The 13,438-nt window shown below is 35.3% G+C and carries 14 protein-coding genes and 1 pseudogene; 13 read left to right on the forward strand and 2 right to left on the reverse strand.

Translation table 11 applies throughout. From position 1 onward, the window contains the following. Positions 1-58: 58 nt before the first annotated feature. The 12 genes and pseudogenes from CWO92_RS13730 (at position 59) to uvsE (ending at position 11,345) form a co-directional block, all read left to right on the forward strand. Positions 59-532, forward strand: coding sequence for an ASCH domain-containing protein (locus CWO92_RS13730; protein ID WP_101354783.1), 474 nt, complete (start codon positions 59-61; stop codon positions 530-532). 89 nt (positions 533-621) lie between these two features. After that, positions 622-1,050 (forward strand): hypothetical protein, encoded by a 429-nt coding sequence (locus CWO92_RS13735; RefSeq protein WP_235851613.1) that lies wholly within the window; start codon positions 622-624, stop codon positions 1,048-1,050. Positions 1,051-1,117: 67 nt separating this feature from the next. After that, a complete protein-coding gene (locus tag CWO92_RS26330) occupies positions 1,118-1,246 on the forward strand; it encodes a hypothetical protein (protein ID WP_268877595.1) in 129 nt (42 codons plus the stop codon). Between the two features lie 92 nt (positions 1,247-1,338). After that, positions 1,339-1,851: pseudogene (locus tag CWO92_RS13740) on the forward strand (histidine phosphatase family protein). 54 nt (positions 1,852-1,905) lie between these two features. Further along, entirely contained in the window at positions 1,906-2,790 is an 885-nt protein-coding gene (locus tag CWO92_RS13745) for an alpha/beta fold hydrolase (RefSeq protein ID WP_101354784.1), read from the forward strand. A 161-nt stretch (positions 2,791-2,951) separates the two neighbouring features. Then, a complete protein-coding gene (locus CWO92_RS13750; RefSeq protein WP_101354785.1) occupies positions 2,952-3,482 on the forward strand; it encodes a CcdC protein domain-containing protein in 531 nt (176 codons plus the stop codon). 536 nt (positions 3,483-4,018) lie between these two features. Further along, positions 4,019-6,496 (forward strand): EAL domain-containing protein, encoded by a 2,478-nt coding sequence (locus tag CWO92_RS13755; RefSeq protein ID WP_101354786.1) that lies wholly within the window; start codon positions 4,019-4,021, stop codon positions 6,494-6,496. A 400-nt stretch (positions 6,497-6,896) separates the two neighbouring features. Next, complete coding sequence (locus CWO92_RS13760; protein WP_101354787.1) at positions 6,897-7,754, forward strand: DUF6612 family protein; 858 nt, start codon at positions 6,897-6,899, stop codon at positions 7,752-7,754. A 139-nt stretch (positions 7,755-7,893) separates the two neighbouring features. Beyond that, entirely contained in the window at positions 7,894-8,430 is a 537-nt protein-coding gene (locus tag CWO92_RS13765) for a sigma-70 family RNA polymerase sigma factor (protein WP_437177551.1), read from the forward strand. Then, positions 8,430-8,837 (forward strand): PadR family transcriptional regulator, encoded by a 408-nt coding sequence (locus CWO92_RS13770; protein WP_101354789.1) that lies wholly within the window; start codon positions 8,430-8,432, stop codon positions 8,835-8,837. Before CWO92_RS13765 ends, CWO92_RS13770 begins: the two co-directional genes overlap by 1 nt. 6 nt (positions 8,838-8,843) lie before the next feature. Further along, on the forward strand, positions 8,844-10,121 hold the full coding sequence (locus CWO92_RS13775; RefSeq protein ID WP_101354790.1) for an FtsW/RodA/SpoVE family cell cycle protein: 1,278 nt from the start codon (positions 8,844-8,846) through the stop codon (positions 10,119-10,121). Between the two features lie 267 nt (positions 10,122-10,388). After that, positions 10,389-11,345: a UV DNA damage repair endonuclease UvsE gene (gene uvsE / locus CWO92_RS13780; RefSeq protein WP_101354791.1), complete on the forward strand. Its 957-nt coding sequence runs from the start codon at positions 10,389-10,391 to the stop codon at positions 11,343-11,345. A gap of 204 nt (positions 11,346-11,549) precedes the next feature. Here the strand turns inward: uvsE and splB are convergent, their stop codons facing one another. Beyond that, positions 11,550-12,578, reverse strand: a complete 1,029-nt coding sequence (gene splB / locus CWO92_RS13785) for a spore photoproduct lyase (RefSeq protein ID WP_101354792.1) — start codon at positions 12,576-12,578, stop codon at positions 11,550-11,552. Beyond that, positions 12,571-12,828 carry a transcriptional regulator SplA domain-containing protein gene (locus CWO92_RS13790; RefSeq protein ID WP_101354793.1) on the reverse strand — a complete coding sequence of 86 codons (258 nt, stop codon included), beginning with the start codon at positions 12,826-12,828 and terminating at the stop codon, positions 12,571-12,573. The genes splB and CWO92_RS13790 overlap by 8 nt, the downstream gene beginning before the upstream one ends. A gap of 122 nt (positions 12,829-12,950) precedes the next feature. Between CWO92_RS13790 and CWO92_RS25465 the strand changes: the two genes are divergently transcribed. Then, the gene (locus CWO92_RS25465; protein ID WP_165786686.1) at positions 12,951-13,097 is read left to right on the forward strand and encodes a hypothetical protein; all 147 of its coding nucleotides are present in this window, start codon (positions 12,951-12,953) and stop codon (positions 13,095-13,097) included. Positions 13,098-13,438: the final 341 nt, after the last annotated feature.

Below are 13,438 nucleotides of genomic sequence, written 5' to 3' on the forward strand. Positions count from 1 at the left end.
TTGATAAAAGTAACACATATTTAAATATGTTTACCTATCACATAGAGGAGGAAATCAATTGAATAATGAAGCAAAATCCTATTGGGACAAGTTTTGGGGAAATAAAACAAGCCCTAGGTCAGTAAGTGCATGGCAATTTGGGTCCAATCCAGATTATCTTGCACAATTAGTTGTGGATGGAGTGAAAACTGCAACCTGTTCAGCATACATTTTTTATGAGCTAGAAAATCAGCCATTACCCTCAACGGAGGATTATAGCATTATTTTGAACAGTTATGACCAACCTGTGGCTATTATTAAAACAACGGATGTTCAAATCCTTCCTATGAATGAAGTTCCGGAAGAATTCGCTATTGCGGAGGGAGAAGGAGATCGCACGTTTCATTATTGGAGAGAAGAACATGAAAAATTTTTTCGAACAGAATTAATGAAAATAGGACAGGAGTATAAAGAAGACATGTTATTGGTTTGCGAGCGTTTTGAAGTAGTAGATATCAAAAAGGAAGAAGTTCATGTGAAAGGCGAGGAATAATTTCTATAATTGGAATTTTCTTATATCAAAGGAAATTAATAAAAACATGTCGAATCCTTCTATATTGTGGAAATATGGGAGGTTATTTTATGGAAAACTTTAAAAGTATTGACGTGGAAGAGCTAAATGTAGTTGATAAAAATGGAAAGGTAAGAATGAAATTATTTAATAATGAACATATCCCTCCAATAATCATGGATGGAAAGGACATCCTTCCAGGCCATCGTCAAAATGATCCTATTGCCGGCATAATGTTTTACAATGCAGATGGTGAAGAGTGTGGAGGACTTATATTTGGGAATAAAACAGATGAAGATGGCAACGTTGAAGCATGTGCAAGTTTAACGTTTGATCAATATAAACAAGATCAAGTTGTGCAGATGCATTACAGTGAAGAAAATGGTAGCAGAGGTTATGGTTTTTCTATATACGATCGACCAGATATACCACTTTCAAAACAACTTGAAGAAGATCAAAGGGTAAGAAATTCTAATTTAAAAAAAAGAGGAAAAATCTGAACAATTAGAGAAGATATGGCAAGGACATACACCTAGGGCTTTTATGGGGAAAAATGAGAAGGGTGAAGTGACAATTCGGCTTTCTGATAGTAAAGGGAATCCCCGTATTCAAATGGCAGTAGATGAAAATGATGTTCCCCGAATGGAATTTTTAGATGAAGTGGGCAATGTAATATATAAGCTTCCCCCTGAATAGGTCTAATAAAATAAATCCTTTAAAACCATTTACTATTCGTTATTAAAAATAAGGGAATGAATCTAAGCGAGGTAATTTTATGATTACACTTTATACATGGGGAAACGGAATGGAATACGCAAAATAGAATGCAAGGTTGGAAGGATTCTAACTTAACAAAAAAAGGTATAAAAAATGCTGTTGAATTAGAAGAAAGACTAGAGAATACAAGTTTTCATGTTATATTTTTCAGTCCTAGCGGAAGGGCAGCTTCCCTCAGCTAAATTGATTTGTGGCGAGCTTTTTGGGATAATCCACATCAGTATAATTCTACTAAAGGAGAACGTTTTATCGATGTGAAAGAACGGGTTTTGAAGGTATTAAAACGTATTCAAAAGGAGCATCAATTAGGAAACATATTAATTGTTACTCATTCGATTGTGATTAAATGTCTAATTCTTATTTTTAAAGGTCTTTCAATGGATAAACTCTGGGACCCACCTTATATCCATGACACCAGTTTAACAATAGTAGAATTAGATAAGGAGAAAAATAGAAATGTCCTAGAAGGGGATATATCTCATAGAGTGACAATGATGCGAAAGAAAAATAGCGTGAATATATAAGGGGTTAACAGAATAAATACGATTTATTACCACAAAAGGATTGATATTTTTTTTATGAAATGGATAGATGGTGAACATATTTTAAAATTAAACGGGATAAACCATTGGGTCAGGATAGAAGGCGGTCAGCATAATACGATCCCATTAGTAATAATTCATGGCGGTCCAGGGGGCAATCATTATACTTTTGAAAGAATAGTTGGACCCCTACTCTCAGAAAATAGAACAATCGTATATTATGAACAGCGGGGTTGCGGCAGATCTGAACGCCCAGTTTCTGATGAAGACTACTCATTAGATTTTCTACTAAAGGATTTTAAAGAACTAATAAATTGGTTGGATACAAAGAAAGTGGATTTATTAGGATATTCTTTTGGTGGAGAATTAGCACTTGAGTTTGCCTATGAGTGTCCAGAAAAAATAAATAAAATTATTCTTTCAGCCCCAAGTCTAATGAACTCTGAAATACAAAGATTGGTACAAATAACTGGTTTTATGTCTGTGGCAAATGAAAAGCTATATCAACAAATTATTGATTTTCAGAGAAAGGATATATCTCCAGAGAAGATTCTTGATAAGATTTGGGAACAGGTTGATACGGAAACGGTAGATTTATTTTTATTCGAAAATCAGGAGATTGCCAAAAAGAATCGCATGCTTTGGGAAGAAAGTAAATTAATCAATACCGGACTAATGATGAGGTCCCTACAAAAGCATCCTTTACCAATTTCATTAATGGATCGTCTTAAAGACATTCATCAACGTGTCTTGATCATTGCAGGCGTCTTTGATCGAAATACAGGCATACCTATCGCTAAACTATTTCTAAGAAGTCTTCCAAATAGTCAACTAGTTGTTTTCGATAAAAGCGCCCATTTTCCGGATTTGGAGGAGACTGATAAGTTTGTTCATGTTGTTAGGGAGTTCTTGGATGACTAAAATAGTCATATTAATAATCATTGGGCAAGGAACTGTCCCTATGTCTCTATCCTCCGATAGAGAATTTTTTTTCGAGTATTCTATCTAGAGGTAGATGATTCTAGGGGCTTTTCAAGGTAAGATAATAACCACAAAATACTAGCTATAAGTGGGGGGGAAGTATGAGTTATCATTCATATAATATTATTGTTATTATCGCTTTGATTTTATGGATTATTTATAGGCGTGTTCGTCGGAATATTGGGTGGCAGCATTTAAATCAGAAAAAGTTGGTATTTAGGACGATACTGTTCTTTATTATTGGGCTTTTGTTTTTGACAGGAGGGATTTCCCATCCAATCAGTTTAATATCGGATATGGTAGGAATAATTTTAGGTATTATTCTAGCTTATTATGGTTCAAGGATAACAAGTTTTGAACAAAGAGACGGACAATTATTTTACCGTCCAAATGTTTGGATTGGGAGCGTTGTAATGTTTTTATTCCTTGCACGTCTAATCTATCGTTTTTATGGAGTATTCGCAGGAGAGGCAATTTCTAAGATAGAACAAGGACAACCAAATGATTTTCAAAATATCGGTTATATTTCCGGCAATTCCTGGACATCTGGGCTGCTTTTAATCATGTTTTCTTATTATATTTTTTACTATATGACCTTATTAAAAAAACAGAAACAAATGTCTTTGGAATAATAACCAATTAGAAGAAAGATGATTAGCGTTGCTTTCATCTTTTTTCTTTATGTTTGTAAATCATTGGGCTATATTAAACCAAGAATTCTTAGAGTGAGGGGCTAGCCTATCATCCTGCATTTTAAAGAATAAAATGGGACAAGGGGCCTGACCCTCCATCCCATTCCTCCCTCCTCTTATTCTATTCATTGGACCGAGCAATCTTGGTTCCGTTTCCATGATTAGAAAGAATCATGCGGAAAAAATGTTATGATGAGATAATATTGGTGAGAGTCACGTTTGTTCCTATTATTCCATTTTTTATACGTAAATAGGTGTATCACTAGTAAAGTCAGTATTTAATGAACTGAAAATCGACAGCGAAAAATAACCTCTTGATAAAATGACAAGCAACCTGAGGTTCTCTCTTTATAAGGGAAACTTTATTATTCTTAGTGTGAAAAATTCGTTTGAAAGAAGCAGCTTGCAGTGACTATAATAGGGAGAAAAACAAATGTTTGGCTGTTAAGTTATATCATATAGGTTTGGGGTGTCCTATGAATAATAAAGCAAGTTATAAGGTTGAACTTGAAAAGCAGCTTAAAACGGCTTTGCAAGAAAATGAATTTAAACTATTCTACCAGCCTAAAGTAGATCTTGGAACAGGAAAGATAAAAGGGGTGGAAGCCTTAATACGATGGTTTCATAAAGAAAAGGGCATCATTCATCCGATAGATTTTATTCCCATTGCAGAGGAAACTGACCTGATTTTGCCGATTGGGGAATGGGTAATTCGTACAGCTTGCGAACAAATAAAGGCGTGGCAGGAAGCAGGAATTCCATCCATGATAATGGCAGTAAATCTTTCTGCTCGTCAGCTTTATCAACCAAACCTGGTGGAGAATATACGAAAAATATTAATGGATACGCAGATCGATCCTAAACACCTAGAAATAGAATTAACGGAAAGCATGATGATGGATGTAGATCATGTTTTGCCTATTTTGCAGCAATTGAAACAGATTGGCATTAAAATCAGTCTGGATGATTTCGGAAAAGGTTATAGTTCTCTTTATTTTCTTAAAGAATTTCCTATCGATAAAATCAAAATAGACCGCAGTTTTGTTCAAAAATGTACAAAGGACGCCAAGAATGCCACAATTGTCAAAACGATCATTGCCATGACACACCAACTAAATATTGAGGTCATTGCAGAAGGAATTGAGACAAAGGAACAATTAATATTTCTCCAACAAAATCTTTGTAACAGAGGACAAGGCTTTCTATTCAGTAAGCCTTTGCCACCCGAAGAACTTGTAGAAATATTTCATGAAATTGAACAAGTGATAAAAAGGGAAGGTATTGAACGGGAGATATCCAATCAAAAATGGCTGGAAAATGCTTTAAAGATGGATTTATTAGAATTGAGAAACACTATTAGGCACCAAAGAGGAATGATATTTAAATTTATAGAATTGAATGGAAAGTTTATTCATACCATGTGTGATGGGGAATTATTATATCGAATGAACAAATCACCTGAACAGGTGGTTGGAAAAGAAGTATATGATTTTCTCCCAGCTGCGGATGCAAAAAGTAAGGAGCAATATTATCACAGAGCATGGAACGGTGAAGAAGTAATATATGAGGGCAATCTTAACGATATCTGGTATTTAGCATCCTTGCGCCCTATTAAAAATGCAGGGAGAATTGTGGAGGTAATCGGTTCAGCTGTCGATGTTACGGATCGAAAGAGGATAGAAAATGTTCAGGTTTCCATCCTTGAAAATGAGGAACGGTATCGATTATTACTGGAACATTCTTCGAGAGCACATATTATTCATCGAGATGGAAACATTCTGTTCGCAAATCCTGCTGCTTTTAAGATTTTAAAAGAAACGGAATTGGTTGGAAAATCCATGTTCTCTTATTTAATCGGGGACTTCAAAGAAAAATTTAAACAGCATTTTGTAGAAGTAGACAGTGGGAAAAGAACGAAGAGGGTAGCATTGAAAATGAAGCGTACCGACGGAGAAGTAATTGATATTCTGATGGGTGGAGTTTCAACCCAATTTCATTCCAGTCCGGCGACTTTTATTGTTTTTGGCGATGTTAGTGAAAGGAAAAGAGCTGAACGAAAATTAAAGGAAAATGAGGAGAAATATCGCTTAATTGCGGAAAACATGAAGGATTTGGTCTGTAAGATAAGTCGCGAAGGTTATTTTATATATGCTTCACCTTCCCATGTAACTGTATTAGGCTATCCTTCGGAGGCATATGAAGGTCATCGCGGCAGAGAATTTGTGCACAAGGGAGACTTTCCTACCCTTCGAGAAAATTTGGATAGGATTATTCATACGAAGGACGGATGTGTTTTTGAATATCGATTTAAGGATATTTTCGGAAACTGGGTTTGGTTAGAAGGAAATGCTACGCCTGTTTATAACGAGAATGGTGAGTTTGATCATTTTCTAGTTGTGTCACGTGAAATTACGGAAAGAAAAGAATATGAAGAAAGATTAACATATTTGGCATATCATGATTCTCTTACTGGGCTTCCCAATCGAGGCTTTTTTTATGAAAAATTGGAAGAGACGATACAAGATGCAATGGCAAATCATCGGAAGTTTGCTGTTGTGTATCTGGATATGGATAATTTTAAAATAATCAACGATACATTCGGACATGATGTCGGAGATAAAGGGTTAAAGCAGTTTTCAAAGCGGGTAAAAAAGGGCATTCGGGAAGTTGATATCCTTGCACGTCTAGCAGGAGATGAATTTACGATACTGATTCCGGATATAGCTTCGGAGCAAGAGGCTGTTCAAATTGTTAAAAACATTTTCGTTACTTTGCAGGACCCTTGGTATCTTGGAGAAAAGACTATTCATCTGGAAGCAAGTATTGGAATAGCCTTTTACCCGAATGATGGAGAGTCAAAATTTGATCTTTTGCGACACGCTGACAGAGCACTCTATCAGGCGAAGAAAGCAGGTAAAAATAATATCCAATGCTATAGTTCCCAAAAATATTAATTTATGCAACGCTTAGAGCTGATCTAAGCGTTTTTTAGCCTACTTAAATCCATTACTTATAAAATAGGAGCATAATAAAGGTTATAAGTGAACACAGGGGCATTTACGATGAGGAATAACACTCGAAAATTACTGCTTTAACCAAGATAACCGAACCTTACTCCAATAAATAAGGAATCCCCATTTTGTCACAGGAATATGAGATTAAAGACCACAAGGGTTTTCGATTAAATTATTTTGGTGAGGTAACTATCCTCCTGTTCTAGCAAGTATTTATCCCCATGATTCTCCGCTATCCAAAGATTGTTTGTGACTTTATTACTATTTTTCCCTTTTATGAAACTATTCCAGATTCTCAGCGTACATATAAATGATTACATGAGGGGGGAATATACTTTTTATGAAAAAATTAGTATTTAGCTTTATGTCCATCGTGCTGTTATTAAGCTTAGCTGCTTGTGGTCAACAAACAGCCGATCCCGTCGACTCAAAAACCAAAAAGAAGACGGAATTAACACTTGCAGAGGTATTTTCAAAAACAACGGAAGCATCTAAAGAATTAAAAAGCGTCCATTCGGATATGGAACTAAATCAAACAATGAATGTCCCTGGTCAAGATGAAACAATGGACATTCATTCTAATATAGCTGTTGATATGGTTTTGAATCCAATGACCATGTATGAAAAAATGAAGATGAGTATGAAAGGAGGAGATGAGTCTCTTCAGGATCAGGCCATGGACGTCGAAGCCTATTTGGCAAAAGAAGGTTTCTTCTTTTATGATCCAACAACAAAACAATGGTTGAAAATGCCGGAAGAACTCTCTAGTCAAATACTGCAAATGCCTGAACAGCAAGTGAATCCAGCTGAACAACTTAAACAATTGCAGCAATTTACAGATGACTTTTCTTTTAAACAAAACGATACTCATTATATTTTAAATTTGAAAGCTTCAGGGGAAAAATTCGATAAGTTCTTAAAAGATAATGCGAAACAATTAATGCCAGATGCTCTTAAAGAAAGTGCAGCAGCTTTAGATGATATCCATTTTAAAAATGTAAATTATGAAATTTTCATTGATAAAAAGACATTTAATATCACAGCATTAAATATGAATCAAGAGATGGAAATGAATGTAGAAGGTCAAAAATTGAGTTTGAAACAAAAGATGAAAGGCACATACTCCGATTATAATAAAATAAATGAAATTAAAGTGCCTCAAGAAGTTTTAGATAATGCTCAGGAAATAAACGAATGAAAGAAAACTCCAGTAACCAAACGGTTGCTGGAGTTTTTTAGTAGGGAGAAGATTTCGGTGTTGTAAAATATAAAGGAATAAATTATTTTAAAAACTTTCTTTTACAGGCATCGTCTAATAAAGGGAAGGAGGAAAGATTTTGGAGGAGTTTGCAGCAGCAGCGATAGACGCTGAAGATAAAGATGAACTAATAGATGAAATGATGACAAGATATGGTCAGGATATATTACGACTCGTATTTTCCTACGTTGAGAATGAAGCAATTGCAGAAGAATTAACGCAGGATATATTCGTAAAATGTTACAAGTCCCTTCATACATACCGCGGAAAATCCACATTAAAGACATGGTTATGGAGGATAGCCATCAATCATTGTAAAGATTTTCTCAAAAGCTGGTATAACAAGAAGGTCATAAATACAGGGGAAGAATTGTTGAATAATAAACCTTCTAACGAGGCAGTAGAACAAACTGTTATTCAAAAAGAGGAGGAAGGGCAATTAGTTTCCACTTTAATGGACTTACCAATTAAGTACCGAGAAGTGATTTTTTTATTTTACTATGAAGAATTGTCCATCAAAGAAATAGCAATGATGACAGAGGTTGGGGAAAACACGGTTAAAACAAGACTGAGACGGGCGAAGCAGCTATTGAAAGAGCGATTGGAGGGTAAGTAATGGAAGAGCGATTAAAAAATTTAAAAAAAGTATTAGATAAAACAGCTTTTTCCAATCTGAACTTTACGGATCAACATCGAAAGAATATTAAAGAAAGAATTAATAAAACAAGCGAAAGTGATGAGAACGTACTGCTGGCAGTTATGCAGTTACTTGTTCATGAAAAAACCGGTTACGAATTGGCAAAAAATTTACGAAGACGAGGCATTCAAAAATTTGAGGATGCTGAAGGCTTTTTATATATCTTACTGCACCGCTTAGAACAAAAAGGCTATTTGCAATCATCATGGGAAGATTCAAAGGTGAAGTACTATCGATTAAATGATAAAGGAAAAAGATTATTGCAAAAAGCAGAGAGTAAACATTCCAAGAAACAATTTGTTTTTAAGGAAATGTTACAGGAGTGATGTAAAGTGACATATAAGAAAGATACATTTTTGAAAGATGTAATCAGTCAAATTAAATCAAAGGAAGCAAAAAAGTATGTGGAAGAGGAATTAACGTATCATCTGAAGGAAGCGAAAAAGGAATGGACAGAGAAGGGAACGTCTGAAGAGGAATCGGAGGAAAGAGCGATCTCTCAAATGGGAAATCCGATTACACTTGGTCAGTGGCTAAATAAACTTCATCGACCAAAGGTTGATTGGATAATGGTAATCCTATTAGTTATTACTCTAGGTATTGGTTTCTTGCCATTATTGTCCTTGGATAATCAGGTATCCAGATCTTATCTAATCAATAAGGTGATTTTTATTCTTTTCGGTGGTGTATTAGCGTTTGCGTTCATGATGGTGGATTATAGGAACTGGAGGAAACAAGGATGGCTGTTTTTTGCTGCTGGCACATTGATTCTTCTTGCTTTGTGGTTATTTCCTTCAACGTCTATTAATGGTAGGCCGATTATTAGAATCCCATTTATTTCAATCAATAGTTTGATGGCAATTCCATTCTTTTATATGGCCTGGGCCGCTTTTTTTGATGGTAAAAAGTTTAAAGTATGGCATTTTTATCTACTGTTCTTATCTTCTTTCTTTTTGTTTCTAGGAATTCCGAGTCTTTCCACTACTTATATTTATATAATAATGGTGTTTGTGATGCTTTGGTGGAGCAAATTCACGAGGAAGAGTATTTGGATCATTATGGCATCCATGTTAAGTGCGTTCCTCATTTTTGGACTATATATTATAAAAACAGTTAAGATGTATCAAATGGAACGGATATTTGCTTTTTTTAATCCTGAAAAATATTCGAATGGATATGGATACATGTTCTTGAAAGTAAAGGAAATAATGACAAAGGCGGGGTGGTTCGGCAATCCATTACATATGGAAATGAAGATACCTAATGCGGAAACAGATCTAGTATTTGCCAGTCTTACTTATTATTATGGATGGATATTTGCGATTTTACTTTTCCTTATCCTCTCACTATTTGTTGCAAGAATCATCATGGTAACCTTTAAAATCCAAGATTCATATGGAAAACTCCTGCTCATTGGGGCTTTAACCATTTATGGAGTGCAGTTTTTTACGAACATCCTCATGATCGTTGGACTTTTCCCAATGACTGATATGTCCTTGCCTTTTATTAGCTATGGTTTGATGCCTATACTTTTAAATGCTTTTTTAATGGGAATGGTACTAAGTGTTTATCGTCGGAAAGATTTAGTATCTAGCCGAAATTTACCTTGAGAATTGCAGCTATTATCTCAACATCACGCATTTTTTAAGTGATACTTTTTGGGAATAATCTGTGTCCTAAGGCAGTTTTTAGGTGTAGCGGAATATGTGAGAGGTGGTGAACCGAAGCATCTTTGGCTAATGCACATACATGTTTCCTTTCTCTGTATATCTTATTAAACCATTTGCTTAATGATATGGATAGATATTGGAATAATAGTAAAGAGAAAGCATTAGGCTGTTTTCATAAAATAAAAATTAAATCGTTAAGAGGGGTTTATGAAAATTCGATTTGGATATGTCGCAAATGCTTTAGGCTTATGGAATGCTAGTCCATCTAAGTCATTAACATTTGCTCGTTATTCAGCTCTGCCAAAGGATGAACAAGTGGAAAAGTTAAAAGCAGTAACAGCGCAAAATTTACAGCATACTAAGCGAATATTGCATTACAACATTGCAAATGAGATTGAATTATATCGCTTTTCCAGCTCCCTGGTTCCTTTAGCTACGCATCCGGATGTAATGTGGGATTACGTTACTCCTTTTAGGGATGAATGGGAGGAGCTTGGTCATTTGATCGAACAATTTAACATCAGACCAAGTTTTCATCCTAATCAATTCACCCTATTTACAAGTCCAAAGTCAGAGATAACAGCAAACGCAGTAAAAGATATGGAGTTCCACTATTCCATGCTGCAAGCGATGAATGGATTGAAGAGAGGACTTATTAATATTCATATTGGCGGTGCATATGGAGATAAAGAATCAGCATTGTTACGATTTCATCAAAATTTAAAGTGCTTACCTGAAAGGATTAAAAAAATGATGACACTTGAAAATGATGATAAAACGTATGATGTCAAGGAAACATTGAAAGCATGTGAACAAGAGAATATCCCAATGATTCTAGATTTTCATCATTATATGGCGAATAAAGGGGAAGTGGAAAATTTATTTGAATATCTCGAGCGTATTTTTAAAACATGGGGTGTTAGAAATATGGTACCTAAGGTCCATCTTTCCTCTCCAAAGGCGGAAGATGCGTTTCGAGCCCATGCTGATTTTGTCTCGTTGGATTTTGTGCTTCCTTTTTTTAAAATGGCCAAGGAATTAAATCAAGACTTTGATGTCATGATCGAAGCAAAACAGAAGGATCTTGCAATGTTAAAGCTAGTCGAGGAAATAGGTTCGATACGTGGAGTCAAACGAATTACTAGTTCTGTAGTTGAATGGTAAAAGGGACCACATACGTAGGTCCCATTTTTTAAAAGATAAGAGATATAAAATTTTTATCCTGCAATGACTTGTAGTCTGTTGTCTAGCTCCTATCGGATAGTGGATTTCTCCGTCTTCTCCCTACGATAAGTTCACTGTGTTTCCTTAATCTTAGTCAAAGACTCTGAAATCCATACGCCGATAAGACGCTTACGCTTATTTCTTTTAAGTAAAATATTCAATCTTTGCTTCTGGAAAATATTTATGAATATAACCGCCTAGTGTATCTTTAATATCCTCTTGTTCTTCATTCGTATAGACATATTTTCCGATTCCATATTTGCCCCATTTCCATTTTCGCTTCGATTCATCCAGTTCAAGCTTGGTCATCGGATAATTTTCTTGGATGACCCGTTTCGCTGGTTTGGTAAACCGATGCTGGATCATTTCAAAAGTTAAATCTTTTCTCGCATGAACAGGCAATTTGGCTTCAAGTTTTTCAAATAACTCTAGATAGCCTTCTTTCCACCCATCATGTAAATAAATTGGTGCAACAATAAACCCTAATGGATAATCAGCCTCTGCCACTTTTACTGCTGCCTCAATTCTTTCGTCAAGCCTAGAGGTACCCGGTTCAAAAAATTTGATAATATAATCATCATTGACACTAAATCGAAAGCGGGTCTTGCCATTGTGCTTGGCATCTAAGAGATGATCGACATGCGCAAATTTTGTAACGAATCGAAGCTTGCCATATTCCGATGCTCCGAAAAATTCAATGGCTCTTTTTAGGGAGTGGGTTAAATGATCTAGCCCAACTATATCAGAAGTACAGGAGGCTTCAAATCTGGTGACTTCAGGCGCTCTTTCCTTCATATATTCTTCTGCTGCATCAAAAATTTCATCCACATTCACATAAGTTCGAATATATGGTTTGCTTCCCATGGTTGTTTGCAAATAGCAGTAATGGCAATGCCCCATGCAGCCGGTTGCTAATGGAATCGCATACTCCGCTGATGGTTTAGAGGTATCAAATTTTAAGGTTTTTCTCAACCCTATTACAAGGGTGGATTTGGCAATTCGATATTTTTGAAAGTGATTTTCTCCAGGTAAGTTACGAATTTGATTATGTGAAGTTGTTTGGCGAATTTCAATGCCCATCTCTTCAAATTTAGACACCAGTTCTTGCCCAAGAGGATATTCTAGTGCCTGGGGTTCTACATAAACTAGCTGAGGTATAAATGGTTTAACCATAGAATTCCTCAGGCAATCCGAACGCTTCTTGGTAGGCTTGTTCTGCTTCTTCCTCTGATGAAAAGACAGCAAATTCATCCGATAACGGATAATATGTTTCATGCACAAATAATGCAAGTTGATTAGGGGCATCTGGATTTTGAACAACTGCAGCTTGTTGAATATTTGCTACATCCTGTGCATGCGGATTGCGAATAATGATATAGACAACCTCACCTGGTTTGAACGACTGATTATAATCCAATTTCATCACCTATATTCCCATTTTAAGTTCAATGAAAGTATTCCATAATGCAGAAAATTTATGTGAATGTAATTAGGATATTTTATTTCATAATGAACAAAATATTTTTCATAAGGTGGTGAGTTTTTATGAAAAATAACAAAAATCAACAAAACCAATCTAACTATTCAAAAGTAGATGCGGGTTCCACATACCATAAAAATCATGCTGGGCATTTGCCGGACTATGGGGGAAATGATATTGACCCTAATGCAAAACAGAAGGGGAAAGCTTAGAAAGACGCCTTGAATGGCGTTTTTTTTATTTGTCAATTATGTATAGAGAAGTATTAGCTTATTCCAAACATTTTAAAAATTGAAGGAGCAATTTATAGGTTTGAAAAATATATCTCACTATATGTATACAAATGTGTACAAAAAAATAGGGGGTGTAAATAATGGAAGAAGTTATCTTGGAATTAGAGAAACTAACCTCTTTATGTGAAGAGAAATCTATAAGTAGTTAGAAAAACAACGTTTCGATGGATGAACTGTATCATGCTTTAGAAAAAACCTCAAATTGAAGTAGTTTAAGCAATACAGAACATGTTACTACTTGTTCATTTTGTCACAGAAGT

Origin of the sequence: Heyndrickxia camelliae (genome assembly GCF_002844575.1) — a bacterium.
Lineage (GTDB): Bacteria > Bacillota > Bacilli > Bacillales > Bacillaceae_C > Margalitia > Margalitia camelliae.